Annotated in this window: 20 protein-coding genes; 16 read left to right on the plus strand and 4 right to left on the minus strand. The window is 47.9% G+C overall.

Annotated elements, in window-relative coordinates:
* Positions 1-40 precede the first annotated feature (40 nt).
* Together nirD and nirB are read right to left on the minus strand one after the other, a co-directional pair.
* Positions 41-367 carry a nitrite reductase small subunit NirD gene (gene nirD / locus MHB84_RS21370; RefSeq protein WP_076288043.1) on the minus strand — a complete coding sequence of 109 codons (327 nt, stop codon included), beginning with the start codon at positions 365-367 and terminating at the stop codon, positions 41-43.
* Between the two features lie 70 nt (positions 368-437).
* Complete coding sequence (nirB, locus tag MHB84_RS21375) at positions 438-2,867, minus strand: nitrite reductase large subunit NirB (protein ID WP_076288044.1); 2,430 nt, start codon at positions 2,865-2,867, stop codon at positions 438-440.
* A gap of 298 nt (positions 2,868-3,165) precedes the next feature.
* Here nirB and MHB84_RS21380 point away from each other — a divergent pair, with 298 nt between their 5' ends.
* Positions 3,166-3,873 (plus strand): metal-dependent hydrolase, encoded by a 708-nt coding sequence (locus MHB84_RS21380; protein ID WP_076288045.1) that lies wholly within the window; start codon positions 3,166-3,168, stop codon positions 3,871-3,873.
* Between the two features lie 239 nt (positions 3,874-4,112).
* Here the strand turns inward: MHB84_RS21380 and MHB84_RS21385 are convergent, their stop codons facing one another.
* Both MHB84_RS21385 and MHB84_RS21390 read right to left on the minus strand, forming a co-directional pair.
* A complete protein-coding gene (locus MHB84_RS21385; RefSeq protein WP_076288046.1) occupies positions 4,113-4,430 on the minus strand; it encodes a hypothetical protein in 318 nt (105 codons plus the stop codon).
* A 202-nt stretch (positions 4,431-4,632) separates the two neighbouring features.
* The gene (locus MHB84_RS21390) at positions 4,633-5,706 is read right to left on the minus strand and encodes a M42 family metallopeptidase (protein WP_076288047.1); all 1,074 of its coding nucleotides are present in this window, start codon (positions 5,704-5,706) and stop codon (positions 4,633-4,635) included.
* A 616-nt stretch (positions 5,707-6,322) separates the two neighbouring features.
* Here MHB84_RS21390 and spoVAC point away from each other — a divergent pair.
* From spoVAC to MHB84_RS21465, 15 genes are all read left to right on the plus strand, one after another.
* Positions 6,323-6,826, plus strand: a complete 504-nt coding sequence (gene spoVAC / locus MHB84_RS21395; protein ID WP_076288048.1) for a stage V sporulation protein AC — start codon at positions 6,323-6,325, stop codon at positions 6,824-6,826.
* A complete protein-coding gene (gene spoVAD, locus MHB84_RS21400) occupies positions 6,823-7,839 on the plus strand; it encodes a stage V sporulation protein AD (protein ID WP_076288049.1) in 1,017 nt (338 codons plus the stop codon). The genes spoVAC and spoVAD overlap by 4 nt, the downstream gene beginning before the upstream one ends.
* A gap of 3 nt (positions 7,840-7,842) precedes the next feature.
* Positions 7,843-8,193, plus strand: coding sequence for a stage V sporulation protein AE (gene spoVAE / locus MHB84_RS21405; RefSeq protein WP_053781314.1), 351 nt, complete (start codon positions 7,843-7,845; stop codon positions 8,191-8,193).
* Positions 8,194-8,400: 207 nt separating this feature from the next.
* Positions 8,401-9,357 (plus strand): AAA family ATPase, encoded by a 957-nt coding sequence (locus tag MHB84_RS21410; RefSeq protein ID WP_076288050.1) that lies wholly within the window; start codon positions 8,401-8,403, stop codon positions 9,355-9,357.
* Positions 9,358-9,360: 3 nt separating this feature from the next.
* The gene (locus MHB84_RS21415; RefSeq protein ID WP_083678792.1) at positions 9,361-10,608 is read left to right on the plus strand and encodes a DUF58 domain-containing protein; all 1,248 of its coding nucleotides are present in this window, start codon (positions 9,361-9,363) and stop codon (positions 10,606-10,608) included.
* Positions 10,605-12,818 (plus strand): transglutaminase TgpA family protein, encoded by a 2,214-nt coding sequence (locus MHB84_RS21420; RefSeq protein WP_076288051.1) that lies wholly within the window; start codon positions 10,605-10,607, stop codon positions 12,816-12,818. Before MHB84_RS21415 ends, MHB84_RS21420 begins: the two co-directional genes overlap by 4 nt.
* 109 nt (positions 12,819-12,927) lie before the next feature.
* On the plus strand, positions 12,928-13,455 hold the full coding sequence (locus MHB84_RS21425; protein ID WP_076288052.1) for a YqeG family HAD IIIA-type phosphatase: 528 nt from the start codon (positions 12,928-12,930) through the stop codon (positions 13,453-13,455).
* Positions 13,452-14,579, plus strand: coding sequence for a ribosome biogenesis GTPase YqeH (gene yqeH / locus MHB84_RS21430; RefSeq protein ID WP_024628522.1), 1,128 nt, complete (start codon positions 13,452-13,454; stop codon positions 14,577-14,579). Before MHB84_RS21425 ends, yqeH begins: the two co-directional genes overlap by 4 nt.
* A gap of 41 nt (positions 14,580-14,620) precedes the next feature.
* Positions 14,621-15,484 (plus strand): shikimate dehydrogenase, encoded by an 864-nt coding sequence (aroE, locus tag MHB84_RS21435; protein WP_076288053.1) that lies wholly within the window; start codon positions 14,621-14,623, stop codon positions 15,482-15,484.
* A gap of 88 nt (positions 15,485-15,572) precedes the next feature.
* Positions 15,573-15,866 carry a ribosome assembly RNA-binding protein YhbY gene (gene yhbY, locus MHB84_RS21440; RefSeq protein WP_063567269.1) on the plus strand — a complete coding sequence of 98 codons (294 nt, stop codon included), beginning with the start codon at positions 15,573-15,575 and terminating at the stop codon, positions 15,864-15,866.
* A gap of 15 nt (positions 15,867-15,881) precedes the next feature.
* Positions 15,882-16,472, plus strand: a complete 591-nt coding sequence (locus MHB84_RS21445) for a nicotinate-nucleotide adenylyltransferase (protein ID WP_072734524.1) — start codon at positions 15,882-15,884, stop codon at positions 16,470-16,472.
* The gene (gene yqeK / locus MHB84_RS21450; protein ID WP_076288054.1) at positions 16,456-17,022 is read left to right on the plus strand and encodes a bis(5'-nucleosyl)-tetraphosphatase (symmetrical) YqeK; all 567 of its coding nucleotides are present in this window, start codon (positions 16,456-16,458) and stop codon (positions 17,020-17,022) included. The genes MHB84_RS21445 and yqeK overlap by 17 nt, the downstream gene beginning before the upstream one ends.
* Positions 17,023-17,044: 22 nt before the next feature.
* Positions 17,045-17,392 carry a ribosome silencing factor gene (rsfS, locus tag MHB84_RS21455; protein WP_072734522.1) on the plus strand — a complete coding sequence of 116 codons (348 nt, stop codon included), beginning with the start codon at positions 17,045-17,047 and terminating at the stop codon, positions 17,390-17,392.
* Positions 17,389-18,294, plus strand: a complete 906-nt coding sequence (locus MHB84_RS21460) for a CvfB family protein (protein ID WP_076288055.1) — start codon at positions 17,389-17,391, stop codon at positions 18,292-18,294. The genes rsfS and MHB84_RS21460 overlap by 4 nt, the downstream gene beginning before the upstream one ends.
* Positions 18,295-18,433: 139 nt before the next feature.
* Positions 18,434-19,204, plus strand: coding sequence for a class I SAM-dependent DNA methyltransferase (locus MHB84_RS21465; protein WP_076288056.1), 771 nt, complete (start codon positions 18,434-18,436; stop codon positions 19,202-19,204).
* Positions 19,205-19,307 lie beyond the last annotated feature (103 nt).

Consider the following 19,307-nt stretch of genomic DNA (forward strand, 5'->3'; position numbering starts at 1 on the left):
CATTTTGGTGCATCTGTCGTTGACAGTGAAAATCTTATTGCTATAAAGCGACCCAGACCTGCCCGTTCTCGACCTTCACGGGATACATCTGCACTTGTCCCTGATCGGGGGCCTGCACAAGACCTGTGTTTAGGTCGATTTTCCAATCATACAGTGGATCGTACAGATAATACCCGGAGACAATCCCTTCCGCCAGCGGTCCACCCTTGGGATGAGGATTTCTATTTTCTGCAGCAAAGATGGTGCCATCTGAGGTGCGAAATACAGCTAGTTCATGGTCTTTGATCTCAACCACTCTACCTATCTGCGGCAGAAATTCTTCGATCTCTCCGGCAGGATAATAGATGGCAGATTGCTGTGTTGTCATATGAACATCTCCTTCATTATCAGTTTCACGTTACAGGGTCGATATATATCATAATGGCAGAGACAGAGGACTACGGTCGAGCAGAAACTTCTATGCCATGGAAAAGTTTGTTCTGGCCTTCCTCGTTACGCAGTGCTTTTTTCCAAGGATCTTCCACTTGCTCAAGAGCGAATTCAATTCGTTCCATAAGCGCCTTACGCTCTTTTACGTCTTCGACAACAACGGCCCGAATCTGCTCCAACCCAACACGTTCCACCCATTCGGAAGTCCGCTCCAGGTAGTTGGCTGTCTCCCGATAATGCTGCATGATTGCTCCACAAAGCTCAACTAGTTCTTGATCGGTCTTCACCTTGCACAGGGAGTCAGCCAGTCTCGCCTTGATGCCGCCATTGCCTCCAATAAATATTTCCCAGCCGCCGTCATTGCCCACGATTCCGATATCTTTTGTACACGACTCTGCACAGTTACGAGGGCAACCGTTTACGGCATATTTGAACTTGGCAGGTAGATCGAGACGTTCGAACTTGCGTTCTAGCAGAGCACCCATCGCCATGGAATCCTGCGTGCCGAAGCGGCAAAATTGTGAGCCGACACATGTTTTGACCGTACGCAGTGATTTGGCGTAAGCATAGCCTGAAGGCATATCCAATTCAGCCCAGACTTTGGGCAGATCTTCTTTTTTGACTCCAATCAGGTCCAGCCGCTGACCTCCAGTCACTTTGACGGCTTTTACATCGTATTTGACCGAAATGTCGGCAATGCGTTTCAAGTCTTCCGGCGTTGTGACGCCGCCATACATGCGCGGTACAACCGTATACGTGCCGTCTTTTTGAATATTGGCGTTCATACGTTCGTTGACAAAACGGGATTCCTTTTCATCCACATGGGTATCTGGTGCGATCATGCCAAGGTAATAGTTAATGGCCGGGCGGCATTTGGAACACCCTTCGGGTTGATTCCAACCCAGAACATGCATGACCTCTTTGGTCGTCTGCATTCCTTTTTGTCTGATCTCGGCTACGATCTCATCCCGGTTGAGGGAGGTACAGCCGCAGATTCCCTGTTTGGCACCCGCTGTAAAGTTGTCTCCAAGCACATATTGCAAAATCTGTTCAACAACCGGTTTACAGCCGCCGCAGGAGCGGGTTGCACCCGTACAGGCTTTGATTTCGTCTACGCTGGTCAATCCCTCATTCGTAATGGCATCGACAATGGTTCCTTTGGTTACTCCGTTACATCCACAGACAATTTCGTCTTCTGCCATAGTTTCCACGGATGTGGCTTTTTTGTGCCCACCGCAGCCTGTACCCATCAGTGAAGCATACAGTTCATCTGTCATCTCAGCCTGTTGTTTAATCAATTTCTGTAATTCGGCAGAATCCGTAATATCACCAAAGAGTACAGCGCCAACCATGATATTATCCCGAAGCAGAATTTTTTTGTAGGTGCGTTTCCAGTCGTCTTTATGTGAAATGATCGTATGTTCGGGACTGTCGATAAATTCACCGGTCGAAAAGACGTCTACGCCCGAAATTTTCAATTTCGTGGATACCACAGAACCTTCATAGGGAGCTGTATCAACACCGCATATATGTTTGGCCAGAATCATGCCCTGTTCAAACAGTGGGGCAACGAGGCCGTAGCATACACCGCGATGTTCGGTGCATTCTCCGACAGAATACACGTTATTTAGTGACGTCTGCATATAGTCATCCACTACAATACCTCGGTTAACTTCCAGGCCACTTTCCCGGGCTACACCCGTATTGGGTTTGATGCCTACTGCCATGACAACAAAATCAGTGTTCAGCACGGAATCGTCTGCAAAACGAATACCTTCTACCCGTTCGCCACCGAGAAGCTCTGCGGTTTGTGCGCCCATCTTGAACCGAATGCCCTGTCGCTCAAGTTCGGTTTTTAACATCGCAGATGCCTGAGGGTCAAGCTGGCGTTCCATCAGATCCTGCATCAGATGCACGACTGTAACTTCCATGCCGAGCTGGACCAAGCCTTTGGCAGCTTCGAGGCCGAGAAGACCTCCTCCAATGACAGCCGCTTTTTTATATTGTTTCGCTGCTTCCAGCATGACGTTACAATCCGCTATATCCCTGAACCCAACGACCCCTTGTTTGTCATGACCCGGTACAGGAAGAATGAAAGAGCTGGAGCCGGTTGCGATGATGACTTTATCGTAAGGGAAACGTAAGCCTTCCGCAGTTACGACTTCACGTGTTTCTGACTCAATGCGTGTTATGGTTGTACCCGTATGGAGGGTGATACCGTAATCTTCATACCAATGCAGATCATTAAGCACAATATCATCAATTGTTTTGCTGCCTTCCAGCACATAGGACAGCATTATCCGATTGTAATTGGGATAGGGCTCTGTGCCAAAGACGGTAATGTCGAACCGGGAACTCAATTTCAAAATTTGTTCAACTGTACTTATGCCTGCCATGCCATTACCGATGATAACCAGTTTTTCTTTATTTCCGTTCATGGTTGTATGCCTCCTTTAGTGGATACTTTACGTTACCAGCATTTTTAGTGGATTATATTTAAATCATACCGTTCAATGTTGACATTATATGTGATTAATTTCACTAATAATGATAGAAGCTTCATAATGAAACAGGCTTATTCAGAATATCTACAGTAAAGGTGCCCAGAAGTATTCGATGGAGAAAGATTATAATTGAAATGAGAAATGCGAACTATTGTTCTTATATAGTTTTCGTTGTAAAATCTGGAGTGGACGGTTTATGTTCCCTATTTCTTCGAAAGGAAGTTTTTGCACCATGATGGGAAGATCCCACCTGATTATCGGGACCACTGTATCCCTCTCTGTTCTGCAGTTAGCCGGTATGCCTGTGACTGCACCGGCGGTTACCGTGGCTCTGATCGGTTCGCTGCTGCCAGACATTGATGAGCCGAATTCGCTATTGGTATCCAAAGCATTGCCGAACAGTCTCATTAGGCTATTACAGACAATCCTGCTGCCTGTCGCTGTATTTGTGTACTTCTATGTTCAGGCGAAACCATGGAATCTGCTGCTCGCCATTTTGATTGCGATGGTATCATTCCTGCCGTCGCGTTCCCTGCGCAAAGTGTTGATGTTTGCAATCGGATTGGGACTTGTATTTTATGGGCATGCATTCGCACCATGGAATCTAATTGCTGGCAGTCTGTTAATGCTCTGTACCACGTTAACCCACAGGGGATTGACACACACATTATATGGAACCGCCGTATGGACTGGGTTGCTCTACAGTACAACTCATTTGCAGGGGCCAGAGATCTGGGTAGCCGGAGGTACAGCCTATGTCATGCATCTATTGGCAGATTCGTTGACGAATCGCGGCATTCGTCCATTGCCACCACTCAAGTGGCGTATAAGGATTAATCTCATGAGTACGGGCACGAAGCAAGGGGCCGTTGTGGAAAATGTGTGCATTGTGCTGGCCCTTATTGTGGCCTGGATTGCATTCTCTCCTTTATTTCTGTGATATCTCAAAAATACCAGTCCTGCAATAGGACTGGTATTTCTTTGGTTCATATCCATGGCTGTATTCAATTTGGAGATGGTCAGATCATGTGGTTGTGGGTGTACTCGACAAACCTTCAATATCTGTTGAACCAAATACAAACAACATTACAAGGATAACTACAATTATCAGTTCGGCGAAGCCAATTCCGTCAAAGTCAGACATCATCCCAACCTCATTTCATCCTCATTTCATCCTATCTAGGAATTTATCCTTTGTTGAAAAGCCCGAATAACATCATCCAGTGTCACGTCGCCCATTTCGTCTAGAAATTGGACTAGCTTATCGGCGTTAGACGGCGAAATATTTTTAAGTGTTTTGTACTGACCAACTAATTCAACAACGAGTGTGGCTTCTCGAAACAACGTTACGGCATCAACTCTTAATTTCCCACTTACGAGCAAGGCAGCAACGATAATCTCCAGATTTTTTCCTTTTAGGCTACCGTTGAGAAGGGTATTTGCAGCATTTGTTTTTTTGGAACCCTTATTCGATTTTCCATTCCTTCTCATTGCCATAATAGGTCCCCCACTACTTGATGTTTAGTTCTTCTACCGTTGTTATATCGTATGAATCTTTTCTATATATGTTCTAGCTATTAAACTAGTTGCAGCAAAAAAAAGAGACGTCCTGCTGAAGCAGAACATCTCTTGAGGTTTTAATCTAAAAGAGGGAAGCCATGAAGCTTATGTAATTCAAGATCCTCCCTTGAATCGATCCTTACGCGTTTCCGATAATTGTGTTTAGTGTTGTCTGATCCAGACCCTTCACCAGTTTCACGAGCAATTCTTTTGCTGCATCATAGTCATCCGTATGAATAATGGAAGAAGAAGTATGAATGTAGCGGGCGCAGATGCCAATTACCGTGGAAGGCACACCGATACCGCTCAAATGTACCGCTCCGGCATCCGTACCGCCAGGAGAGATGAAATATTGCATTTTAATTTGATTGGATGATGCTGTGTCCTGAACATATTCAACAATACCGCGATGGGTGAACATGCCCGGATCGAAGATACGCAGTAAAGCACCTTGTCCAATATGTCCAAATGATTGTTTGTCTCCTGTCATATCATTCGCGGCACTGCAGTCCAGTGCAAAGAAAATATCCGGCTCAATCAGATTGGCAGCCGTGCGTGCACCGCGTAGCCCCAATTCTTCTTGGACTGTTGCACCGCAATAGAGAGTGTTTGGTAATTTTTCTTTATGCAATGCTTCAATCAGCTCAAGTGCAAGGCCTACACCGTAACGGTTATCCCATGCTTTTGCCATAATTTTCTTCGGATTAGCCATCGGTGTGAACTCACAGATCGGCACAATCTGCATGCCTGGGTGAATGCCCCAAGACTCTGCTTCTGCACGGTTATCAGCACCGATATCCAAGTACATATGGTTAAGATCTACCGGTTTATTGCGCTGAGATTCATCGAGAAGATGAGTAGGTGTCGAACCGACAACCCCTGTAATCCGGCGATCCGGAGTGATGAGTTCCAGACGTTGGGACAATACAGCCTGACTCCACCATCCACCGAGGGGGCGGAATTTGATCATGCCTGTTTCCGTAATGCCTGTGGTCATGAAGCCAACTTCGTCGAAGTGACCTGCAACCATGACTTTGGGTCCAGACGCTTCTCCTCGCAATACACCAAAAAGGCTACCCAGGCGATCCTGGATAAATTCATCCGTATAAGGAGACATTTGTTCTTTCATCCATCCGCGAAGCTCGCGTTCAAATCCTGAAACGGAAGGGAATTCCGTTAATGTCCGAAACATTTCCAACGTTTTTTGATTCATGTGTCGACAACTCCTCTGCTTGTATGTAGATCAGGTCTCAGCAGAACGGCTGCCGGACTGTTGTCCTTCAAAAGAGAAGAACGTTTATTTAACCACTGGTCACACTACAGTATGAACCTTGCGCAAGTAATTGTCCATGGTTATGTCACGTATCTCAGGCATAAATACTTGCTCGTTTGATGATTCATCGGGTCATGAAATCCGCACCAAACACAGTCGACAAGCAGCAACATTGAATAAGCATAGAGTGAGGAACCATTTTGCTTAACCTTTTTCCATGAGGGTATTTAATATGCTAATAATTTCACTTGCCTGACAACAGGAAGGAGCTGGGACAATAGATGGAGCCACCCGATGAAGGCAATGAAACCATGCTTTGTATCGTCCTCTTTATTTTGCTCGTAATCATTCTGCTTTATTTATAACTTTCTCCAGACCTCTGATCCGGTGCTGAGCGACTCATCTGATTCAGCTGCTTCATCGTGCTGGAAACAAATGCTGTCTTTCGCCGGATACATAACTTTCCCAACCTTAACAAACAATGAATACAGGATTACACACAGTACATGTAGTCACATCTGTTGACTCATTTTCATTACAAGGGAGGTTCTGTATCTTGCCAGCTCAAACTAAGGGTAGTAGTAAAAAATCATCATCATCCCTGTCCATCAGTGAACAGGAATATAAAAAAGTCGCCAAAAAACATGAGCCTGCCCGTCCAATCTGGGCGAACTGTATTAAGGCATTCCTCGTTGGCGGATTGATTTGCGTCATTGGACAGGCTATCCAGGAAGCGTTTATGGCGGGGTTTGACATGACATCAAAGGAAGCTGCAAGTCCAACCGTTGCGGTCATGATCCTCATTTCAGTCATCCTGACCTGTCTCGGTGTCTACGATAAAATGGCGCAATGGGCGGGTGCAGGGACGGCTGTACCTGTCACGGGATTTGCCAACTCGATGTGCTCTGCAGCACTGGAGCATCGTGCCGAGGGACTGGTGCTTGGAGTTGGTGCCAACATGTTTAAACTTGCAGGCTCGGTCATTGTGTTTGGTGTTGTTGCTGCCTTTATCGTGGGAATCGTATACGCCATTCTCGGTTTTGGAGGTGGACATTTATGAAACGTTTGGGCCAACAAACCTGGCAATTTGAGAACCGTCCACGGATTATTGGCAAATCGGCAGTTGTTGGGCCAGATGAAGGCCAAGGGCCTTTAGTATCTGATTTCGATTATGTATATGACAATTTGGAGATTGGGGAGAAGACTTGGGAAAAGGCAGAGCGCAAGCTTCTCGAACAGGCTTCTCAAATGGCATTAATCAATGCGAATATCACGAAGGAAGAACTGCAGTTCTTTGTTGGCGGGGATCTGATGAACCAGATTATCAGTAGTTCCTTTTCGGCCCGTAAGCTGGGTGTACCTTATCTGGGGGTATTTGGTGCTTGTTCAACTTCTATGGAAACGTTGGCTTTAGCCTCACTCATTGTGGATTCGGGTGCAGGTGATTATGTACTGGCAGGTACGGTGAGTCACAACTGTACGGTGGAAAAGCAATTTCGCTATCCGACAGAGTACGGTTCACAGAAGCCGCCATATGCGCAGTATACGGTCACAGGCTCTGGCTGTGGTGTAGTCTCACGTACTGGTGAAGGCCCGGTAGTTACCAAAGCGACAATTGGCAGAATTATGGATATGGGCATCAAAGATCCCTTTAACATGGGAGCTGCGATGGCTCCAGCGGCAGCAGATACCATTGTTTCGCATTTCCGGGATACAGGTCTGGAACCGGGTTATTATGATCTGATCGTTACGGGTGATCTTGCTTCGGTTGGGCTGCCCATCGTTAAAGAGCTTCTGCATAAAGAAGGTGTTCCAATGGAACAAACGGTCTTCAATGATTGTGGCCTGATGATATATAACTTGGAAAAGCAGCCTCAGGTTGTGGCTGGAGGAAGCGGCTGCGGATGTTCAGCGACCGTAACTTACGGTCATATTTTGAACCGGATGCAAAAGGGTGAACTCAATAAGGTATTGGTGGTCGCTACCGGTGCATTGTTGTCTCCACTTTCATATCAGCAGGGCGAGAGCATTCCTTGTATTGCGCATGCCGTAGCCATAGAAAAGGAGGGATAAAGGATGCAGTTTTTATGGGCATTTATTGTTGGCGGATTGATATGTGTCGTGGGACAACTTCTAATGGATGGTGTCAAACTGACTCCAGCACATACGATGAGTACACTTGTTGTCGCTGGTGCGGTTGCGGATGCGTTTGGGCTGTATGATCCACTCGTCAAATTTGCAGGGGCAGGCGCTTCCATCCCCATTACCAGTTTTGGTAACTCCCTCGTGCACGGGGCATTGACGGAACTGGAGAAAGAGGGATGGATCGGTGTCATTACGGGGATATTCGATTTGACCGCGGCGGGTATTTCCTCAGCGATAATCTTTTCTTTTCTCGCGGCATTGGTGGTTCGGCCCAAAGGGTAATAGAGCATGGCAGAGCTAGCCATTATATATGGAATCAGCAGAGGCTTCGGATAACTTCTATCCGAGCCTCTTTTTGTCGTAATCATGCGATAACTGCGGTGAATCTGACGGCTGGAAACAAATTATGAGTTCCTTCGAGTGTACGCGCGCCCTTGGATCATGTACAATAAAAGGAAATCTGTATGCTTTTTTAGGAGGTTAGACCACATGCCTGTGCGCAAAGAGTCGATCCAAATCATATCAGCAGTTCGTTCTAATCTGGAATCATGCATAATGGGGAAATCCTTTGAAATTCAACTTTTGCTCACAGCTTTGCTTGCAGGCGGACACGTTCTGATTGAAGACGTACCAGGAACTGGCAAGACGCAGTTGGTTAAAGCTTTATCGAAGTCCATGCGCGGAGAGTACCGCCGCATTCAATGTAATCCTGATATTTTACCAAGTGACATCACGGGGGTATCCGTTTTCCATCCACGTGACGAGCGTTTTTACTTCCGTCCGGGTCCGGTCATGACCAATATTTTGCTGGCAGACGAAATTAACCGGGCAACTACGAAAACGCAGTCCGCATTGCTGGAAGTCATGGAAGAGCGCAGTGTGACGGTAGATGGCGATACGTATGATCTGCCTCATCCATTTATGCTCTGTGCAACCCAGAATCCAATTGATTTCGAAGGAACATACACATTGCCGGAAGCACAGCTGGACCGGTTTATGTTGAAAATAAGTCTGGGTTATCCCGACAAGGATATCGAGAAAACGCTGCTGAAGCAGCATCAGTCGGGTCAGCCTGTTGATCGGCTTGAATCCGTAACCCATATGGATCAGATATCAGCCATTCAACAGGAGATCAAGGAAGTATTCATCGGTGATCCGGTCATGGATTATCTGCTTGATGTCGTTCGCAAAACTCGCTCCCACCCATCCGTATTGCTGGGCGCCAGCCCGCGGGCAGCCATTTCATTTATGATGGCCGTGAAGGCTTTTGCCTTTTTGCAAGAACGTGACTACGTGCTTCCGGATGACGTGAAAACGATGGCACCTTACGTCATCTCCCATCGGATTGTGCTGCGTCCCGAATCGAGACTGGACAGCATGAGCTCTGAGGCTGTATTAACTTCCGTACTTCAGCAGGTTCGAGTGCCCGTCTCCATGGGGCAATAATTGATGAAGCCGCTTTTGAGTACATTCAGAAGGGGAATACGCCACCCCCGCGTATGGAGCATCGCGGCGGTGTGGATGTGCTGTTTGGCTTATGTTTTATTCCAGGGAGGGAAGACCTCCCTGATGTTGCTGTCGATGGTGACTCTACTGTGTATTTACCTTGCGATTGCTGGTTTTAGCGGTGTACGGCGTACTCATGGCGTGCGCAAGCTCTCTTCTGGTCAGGATCATGAAGAGCTGCTGCATGCGGGTGATCAGGTACAGGTAAAGTTAAGTCTGAACATCCCGGGATTTTTACCCCTTCCATATGTGGTTGTGCGCGAAATGTTGCATCGGCATAACGGCGAATCTTGGTCTTTCAAAGAAAGCCTCATTCCCAGCATGCGAGGGTATGGTGAATTGTCATTTCAGACCCCACCGCTGGAGCGAGGAAAGTATGTCTTTTCCGAAACGGAATGTGCCAGCGACGATATCTTTGGTCTGATCGAGCATCGGGGAACGTTCAAAGCTAAAGGCGAATTCCGGGTGCTGCCGCGGACGGTATTTATACCGTACTGGCAGCTGTATGACCGCAAATCACGGTTATCTGGTCCACAGACAGCCTTGACTCGCTCACGCAGGGAAACGACCCAAATTAACGGCGTGCGTGACTACGTTTATGGGGATCGCCTTTCCCGCATTCACTGGAATGCAACGGCTAAGACGGGAACGTGGAAGTCCAAGGAATTTGAACATGAGTCAGTACCGAAAACGATTCTGGTGCTGGATGCGCTGTCAGGCAGCTATGAACATGGTGAGGCCTTTGAACTGGCTGTGTCCACGGCTGCTTCGCTGCTGGAATATGGTACAAGAGAACGAATGGGTATGGGGCTGCTGACACTGTCGGAGAAGACATCATTTTTTGCTCCCAGCGAAAGTCCGATGGAACGGCAGAAGATGATTCATCATCTGGTAGATATCCAATATAACGGCCAGGAGAATCGGCTGCTGCCAGGTGTCGAGAAGATGTCACGTCAGTTTCCTCAAGGCGCGTATTTTGTAGTGATATCTCCCCAGAAAGATGAAAAAGTTCTAGAATTGCTCAGATGGGCTGACACACGGGGGATGACTCCTTGTCATATTCTGATTGAACCCACTGATTCCCGCCGGAGTTCCGAGTGGAATGCGATGCTGCGTGGAAGAGGCACAAGATCCTTTACCGTTTCCCATTTGCAGGAGCTCCCAACGGTTATGGGGGGAGGTAGTGTATGAGTACTAAAGGCCAAGAGCTGACATTGGGGAGAAGATCCTGGTATCATGCAGCTTCGTTGCTCTGGATTTTCCTGATTGGCATGCAGTGGATATCATTTACACAGGAATCCTGGTATACCGAGACCACTTCATTGGTACTGTGGACGCTTGCTGCGGTCAGTATTCTGGAAGTTATTCTGCCTTTCAAAATAATGATTCGAACCATAATCAAGGCGATTGTCCTTGTATATATTTTGCATAAGACATTAATTGATTACACCGTTTATATTCCTTACGGCACGTTAATGGAGCGTACAGAGCAATTTGTGCTGCACCTGACACCTTACATCTGGTTCTCCCTGTGCGCGTGGGTGATGCTTGAAGCTGCCCTACGTCTGGTGACTACAACGCGCCGAATTCTCGTTTTTCTGGGTATTAACATTATCTCGATGGGAATTCTGGACTCTTTTACCCAGTTTCCACTCTGGATTGAAATCGCCTGGGTTATGTTTGCAGGAATGGGATGGCTGGTATGTCAGCACTTCCGTAATTTCCAACTGCAATATCCACAAGGGTGGAAGCGAATTATCCGACATCCCTATAAAATTCTGGCGAACATTGCAATCATATTCTCTCTGATTATCGTAGCCAGTGTGAATATGCCGGAAGTCCCTCCTACCCTTACTGATCCTTATACCGCGTGGCGTAACTACACCGGAAGTTCGGGGAGTCAGACAGGCAACGGAACACTGGACATTCCGACAGCTACCGAGTCAGGATACAGCAGGGAAGACAACCAGCTTGGCGGAGGATTCAACTTCGACTATACACCTGTCATGTCCGTCACTACCAATGAGCGCAGTTACTGGCGTGGTGAGACGCGGGCAGAGTATACGGGAACAGGTTGGGATGATCGCGGACGAGGTGCGACAGAGGATGTTGAAGCGGGACAAGCTCTGGAGAATGATGAACCCGGAAATGTAACCACCAAGCAAGTCACTCAGAAAGTGACGATGTTGAATGATAACGTGTATCCGATCCTCTTTGGAGCCTATTCCATCTCGGAAGTCACATCTGTCAATGGTGAAGCGAATTCGGACCGGATGTTATGGAATCCGGAGCAGGCAGAACTTCATGTCGTAACAGACCGTCAGCAACCGCAATATCCGAAGACGTATACGATTGTATCCGAAGCGCCAGTTATTGTGGAAGATGAACTCCGTACCAAATCTTTTGATGATCTGTATACGAGCAACCCGGCAGATGATATGTATCTTCAGCTGCCATCCAGATTCCCTGATCGGGTGACGGATCTGGCCGCTGAAATTACAGCATCCGCAAATACGCCGTATGAAAAAGTGGCATTACTGCAAAACTATTTACAACAAAATTTTGATTACACAAACAATCCGGATTTATCCCGAAAAGTAAGCAGTGACTTTGTGGAAGGATTTTTATTTGACATTCGTGAAGGGTATTGTGATTACTTCTCGACTGCGCTGGTTATGATGGCGCGCTCTGAAGGGATTCCTGCTCGTTGGGTGAAAGGATACGCACCTGGACAGCTGTCGCTGAATTCAGATATGCAGGCCCCGCGCCAACCTGGGGCCGAGATCGAGACGACTTACACTGTAACGAATGCAGATGCGCATTCTTGGGCTGAAGTTTATTTTGGCGAGTATGGCTGGATTCCGGTTGAAGCGACGCCGGGCTTTGACATGCCGCTGCTCACGGAACAACCAGATGTACAGCCTGTAGATGAGCCTGAAGAACAACCTGAAGAGGAACCGGTAAAAGAGGAAGAACAGACTCCTGCGCCTGAACAGGCTTCATCCAGCATCCCGACTTTTGTAATCTGGGCTGCGGGAGCCATCATCGTATTGTGGGTGGCTTATATGTTCTGGCGAAATCGCCTCTCGCTTCGATTCTTCGTGCTTCGTCTGCGGACAGGTGGACCGCTAACGCCTGAACAAAAGGTAGTGGCAGAGACCGAACGCTGGATTCGATATGTGAAGCGCAAAGGGTTAACTCGGAGCGGCGACGAGACACTTCGTGAATCGGTAACTCGCTGGAGCCAAGCGAAACCAGCTGCAGCAGCGACATTGCATGAACTTCTAGCGAAGTTTGAACAGACTCGCTATAGTCCAGCGTCTGTAACTGCGGACGACTGGAAGGCCGTCTATCAGACCGCTTCGAAGCTGCGTAAGGAACTTAAAGCGGAACGGGCGTAATGTCGCCCGTCCCGTTTTTCCTTTTTTCCTATGCCATCAGGCGCTGTATGCATTTTCAGGAAAGACGGATTTGTGATATAGTGTGTCGTATGAAACTGAGGTGACTTCTTTGTTTGAAATGTTAATGCCCAAGCTGCGTGTAGACACGGTTTTTGACATTAATCTGGAAGAGCTATACGCTCAAGGCTACCGTGGAATTATAACTGATCTGGACAATACACTCGTTGGGGCCAAAGCTCCTGACGCCACGCCCGAACTGATCGAGTGGTTCGCACGTGTCAAAGAGGCTGGTTTCCAGCTCATGATTGTGTCCAATAACAATTTGAATCGTGTATCCCTGTTTGCGACGCCACTGGATATCCAGTTTGTGCATAGTGCACGCAAACCATCGAATGTTCCGTTTCGTAGAGCAATGAAAATGATGGAGTTAACTCCTGAAAAAACGATTGTCGTAGGCGATCAGATGCTTACGGATGTCTTTGGAGGTAATCGACTGGGACTTTATACGGTTCTGGTTTTGCCAATCTCCATCGGAGATGAAGGCTTCATGACCCGCTTCAATCGGCGCGTGGAACGGATTGCTCTAACGAGTTTGCGCAAGAAAGGCTTATGGCTTGAGGAGGAAAAGAAGAAATGACAGAACCGCATAACGGCAATATTGCCGTAAGGTGCAGCGGATGCGGAGTGCATCTGCAAACGGAAAACCCGGAATTACCAGGATTTATCCCCGAAAAAGCGTTGGATCGTGAACCCGTCATTTGCCAGCGTTGTTTCCGTATCAAAAATTACAATGAGTCATCATCCGTTACAGTGGATCAGGACGAGTTCCTGGCCCTGCTGAGCAAAATCGGGGATAAGGATGCACTTGTCATCCATATCGTTGATTTGTTTGACTTTGATGGCAGTATCATCTCTGGTTTGCAGCGTTTTGTAGGCAACAATCCGGTATTACTTGCCGTAAACAAAACGGACTTGCTTCCAAAAGTAACCAACTGGAACAAGGTCCGCAATTGGGTGCAGAAACAGGCCAAAGAACAAGGTTTGCGTACGGTAGATGTCGTTCTGTGCAGTGCGAAGCAAAATCAGGGCTTCGACCGACTGCTTGAGCTTGTTGGGACGTATCGCGGAGATCGTGACGTATACGTGGTTGGTGGTACCAATGTGGGCAAATCCACACTGATTAACCGTCTGATTCGTGACTACAGTGATCTCGAGCAGGAACTCACAACATCCCGCTATCCGGGGACAACGCTGGATATGGTTAATATTCCACTGGACGATGGAAAAGCTATTATTGATACACCGGGAATTGTATACCCTTGGCGTTTCAGTGAGATTGTATCCCGTAAGGATCTGGCTGCCATTATGCCGGAAAAACCGCTTAAACCGGCCGTTTACCAATTGAATTCTGGTCAGACGCTGTTCTTTGGCGGTATGGCTCGTTTTGACTTTGTAGAAGGAGATCGTCAGTCCTTCACTTGTTTTATCAGCACTGCGCTTGATATTCACCGGACGAAGTTGGAACGTGCAGACGACTTGTATCGTGACCATCTGGGTGAGTTGCTGTCTCCACCAACACGTGAAGATGCAGCAGATATGCCTGAATGGACCAGACATGAGTTCCGAATCAAACGTGGTAGTCAGTCGGATGTATTCATTTCCGGACTGGGCTGGATTAAGGTTAACGGTGAGAATGGGGCCCTTGTAGCTGTTCATGCTCCAAAAGGTATTCGTGTATTGATCCGCCCATCCTTGATCTAATGTAATCACAGTAGCATTTTCATCAGATCGGAGGCGGAAGTATGTCGGAACAGAAAAAAACAAATCCTTCACTACCTGTCCTGCTTGGCGTCATGGGTGATCCTATTGCACATTCCAAATCGCCTGCCATGCATAATGCGGCTCTGCAGGCTGCAGGAGTGAATGGAATGTATATGCCACTGCATGTTCGTCCCGAGCAGCTGGAATCAGCCATTCGAGGCATTGTGGCGCTGGGGTATCGTGGTGTGAATGTAACCATTCCGCACAAAGAACAGGTCATGCAGTATCTTGATGTCATTGATGAAAGTGCACGCCTGATTGGCGCGGTGAACACCATTGTTAATGAAGAAGGCAAGCTGACCGGGTATAATACGGATGGCATCGGTTATGTGCGTTCCTTGAAGGAAGAAGCTGTTCCTGAACTCGCAGGCAAACGTATCGCTGTACTGGGGGCTGGCGGAGCAGCGAGAGGTGTGATATACGCCCTTGCTTTGGAAAAGCCTGAACAGATTAGTATTCTTAACCGTACTGCCGACAGAGCCGTAGCCCTTGCTTCCGATCTGCGGGCTCATGGACTGGGCGACATCACGGGTAGTGGAATGGAAGAGGCTGCTGCGGTACTGGCTTCGGCAGATATCGTGATTAACACGACAGCCGCAGGCATGCATCCGCATGTAGATGACGTGCCTGTTGACCCTGCACTCATTCGAGCAGGTGCAGCAGTAAGCGACCTTATCTACAATCCGCTGGAAACACGCCTGCTTCGCGAGTCAAGGCAGCGTGGATGTACTGTGCATGGTGGTCTTGGTATGTTTATATACCAGGGTGCGGTAGCATTCGAGCACTGGCTCGGCATCCCGGCGCCCGTGGAGACGATGCGGCGAGCTGTGTTAGACAGTTTTTAATATTGTAAAAATATAATTGAACGGTCAGGCCCCGACAGTCATTGTGCTGTTGCTGAGGCTTGCTCACCATAAGGAGTATGGAGTATTCATGTTAAACGGTAAACAAAAGCGCTTTTTGCGTTCACAGGCACATCATCTGACCCCTGTATTTCAAATCGGCAAAGGGGGAACGAATGAGCACCTGTTCCGTCACATCGAAGATGCGATTGAGAAGCGCGAATTGATGAAAGTGCAAGTGCTCAACAACAATGACGAGGACAGAAAAGAGATGGCCGAAGAAGTTGCCCGTGAAACGGGTAGTGAGCTTGTACAAGTCATCGGTAACACAATCATCCTGTACAAAGAATCGCGCGATAACAAACAAATCGAACTACCTAGATAAGGGAGTGTGACGCGGGTGAAGATCGGTATCATGGGTGGTACGTTTGATCCGATCCACATGGGACACCTCCTGGCAGCTGAAGCGGCAAGGGATTCGCATGCACTGGATGAGATCTGGTTCATGCCTTCCCATGTTCCACCTCACAAACGCGGCGCCGGAGCTTCGGGACAGCAACGTCTCGATATGACGGAAGCGGCTGTGAAAGGTGTGCAGCAATATGAGGTGCTGGGTATCGAGATGGAACTTGGCGGTGTGTCCTATACCATTGATACCATGAAGGAGCTTTGGCGTCGCTATCCGCAGCATGAATTTTACTTCATTGTTGGAGCGGATATGGTGAACTATCTTCCCAAATGGGAGCAGATCGAAGAGCTCGCCGAACGTTTAACCTTCATCGGTGTGGGAAGACCGGGATTCCAGTTACATCTGGATGACCTGCCGGACGCGTTGCAGGATCGGGTATTGTTGGCTGAGATGCCCCTAGTGGACATATCATCGACAGCCGTACGCAGACGTCTTGCCAAAGGTCATTCGGTACGTTTCATGATTCCTGATGAGGTGCACCAATACATTGTAAGGAGCGGTTTATATGGGACTAAGCCGTGACGAACTGATCCGCGCAGTTTCCGGTCAAATGCCGGAGAAACGTTGGAAGCATACGCTGGGTGTCATGGAGTCGGCAGTGTTATTGGCTGAAAAATATGGTGCTGATCCTGTAAAAGCGGATTTGGCAGCAATCTTGCATGATGTGGCCAAGTATTGGCCCGTATCTGAGATGGAAGCGGTCATCCGTGATAATGGTTTGAACGAAGAACTTTTGCAGCATGACAAGCAACTCTGGCATTCCGAAGTGGGTGCTTTTGTTGCTGAACGTGACTACGGCATCGATGATGCCGAAATTATTAATGCTATTCGTTGGCATACCTCGGGTCGAGTGGGCATGAGCCTGCTGGATAAAGTGGTATGTCTTGCGGATTATATTGAACCGGGAAGAGATTTCCCGGGAGTAAATCATATTCGCGAACAGGCTGAGCACAGTCTGGAAGAAGGTTTAATTGCCGGTTTCGACTCGACAATCAGCTTATTGATCTCGCAGCGCCGTGTTATTTATCCTTTGACCATGTTGTCGCGAAATGATTTGATTGCACATTTATAGATTAGATTATGGAGGTTGGTTCATGACAGTATCATCGAAAGAACTTATGAATATGGCGGTTGCGGCCGCTGACGATAAAAAAGCATCCAACATTGTAGCACTGGATCTGATTGGTATCTCGCTGGTAGCGGACTATTTTGTTATCTGTCACGGGAATTCCGATACTCAGGTACAGGCGATTGCAACAGAGATTCGTAAACAGGCGCATGCTGCCGGCGTGAACATCAAAGGCATCGAAGGAATGGATTCGGCACGTTGGGTATTGATGGATATGGGTGATGTGGTTGTTCATATCTTCCACCGTGACGAGCGTGAGTATTACAACATTGAACGACTGTGGTCTGATGCCAAAGTGGTGGAAACGGTATGAGTTTGATCGCAGGAACAGTCGTCAACTTGCCGGTTTCACGTGAAGTGTCTCCATTTGGCTACTTTTTGACGACAGGATCGGAAGATGTACTGCTTCACTATACGGAGCTCACACGGGACGTGAAAATTGGAGAAACGCTGGAGGTCTTTCTGTTCTTTGATACGGAAGATCGCCTTGCGGCAACCATGAAAAAACCATATCTCACTCTTGGCGAAATGGCACGTCTGGTTGTGGCTGATATTCACCCACGCCTCGGCTGTTTCCTCGAGATGGGGCTTGGGCGGCAATTGCTACTCCCGATTCGTGAGCTGTCTGAATTGGAAGAGCTGCGTCCCCAGGTGGGCGATGAAGTCTTTGTTATTATGGAACATGACAAGCAGGGACGTTTGCGTGCGAAATTGGCCGGAGAACGTGAGCTTGCACCATTGTCTTTCCATGCGCCAACCTCATGGGTTAATCAATGGGTTGAAGCTACGGTGTACAAGACACTTCAGATGGGTACGTTTGTACTTGTTGAAGGTGGAGTGCTGGGATTTGGAGCCATTGGCATGATCCATTCCTCGGAACGAAATCGTATGCTGCGTCTGGGTGAAAAAGTGAAATGCCGGGTAACCATGGTACGTGAAGATGGACGTGTCAATCTGGCGATGTCTCCTCTCAAAGAGGTTGGTCGCAATGAAGATGCAGACAAGCTGCTTGCTTTCATGAAAGAACGCCCTACGGGCGGCATGCCGTATTCGGATGCAACCCCGCCGGACATCATCAAGCAGCGCTTTGGTATTAGTAAATCCGCTTTCAAACGGGCCTTGGGCAAACTGATGAAGGACGGTCTGGTAACTCAAAAGGAAAACTGGACCTATCTGACAGAGTCTGTACCTCAGGATCAGAACGAGGACAAGTAGACAAACAGGTTTCATGGATCAAGTATGCGCTTGAATCCACAAGTAAAGGCAGGGCAAGGCTGGGTGAACTCCGGACGCCCCTGCTTTTTCTTTTGTTCAAAAGAGATTCGAAAATGAAATTGAAAGTGCGGTGCCTGACATGTCTTACCGGAAATTTGCCTATGTGTACGATGAATTAATGGAGGATATGCCTTATCCGGACTGGATAAGGTTTGCGAGAACGGCTTGGGAACGGCATGGCATGCCGAAAAGTGTGGCTGAACTGGGCTGTGGAACCGGCTCAATTACGATCCCACTGGTGAACTCCGGCTTTGAAGTTACAGGTATTGACCTGTCGGCGGACATGTTGTCTGTTGCGCGCAGTAAAATGGAGGCCACACCTCAAGGCCACCGCTTATATCGGGAAGGCAGTGTCCGCTGGGTGCAGCAGGATATGCGGGACTGGAGAGTTCCGGAGCCTGTGGACTCGGTGATATCGTTCTGTGATTGCGTGAATTATCTGCTTGAAAAAGAGGATGTCGTTCGTACCTTTCAGCGTACTTACGAGATGCTAAAGCCGGAGGGCACATTCCTGTTCGATGTACATCATCCGAATACCCTTATTCGATACGAAGAAGAGCAACCATTTGTGTTGGACGAACGCTCCGTATCGTATATTTGGACCTGTGATATGGATCAAGATCGGTGTGAGATTGAGCATCATCTAAGTATATTTTCACGTGTGGCTGAGAGCGGCAAGGATATGTACCAACGGTTTGAAGAGGTTCATGTTCAGCGCGCGTATGATCCGGACTGGATGAAGCTGGAGCTCACGAAGGCCGGCTTCAGAGATGTACGTGTATATGCTGATTTTGAGTGGAAAGAGGCGGGAGAAGGCGCACAGCGTCTATTCTATGTAGCCGTGAAATAGGAGTATGATATAGAACTGTCCTTATGATGTATAAGGGCAGTTCTTTGTCTATAAGATTGTTTTTTATATGTAATAAAAGTTATTGCCAGTAGGGTTAAAGGAA

This window comes from Paenibacillus sp. FSL F4-0087 (assembly GCF_038020215.1).
In the GTDB taxonomy this organism is placed as follows: Bacteria; Bacillota; Bacilli; order Paenibacillales; family Paenibacillaceae; genus Paenibacillus; species Paenibacillus taichungensis.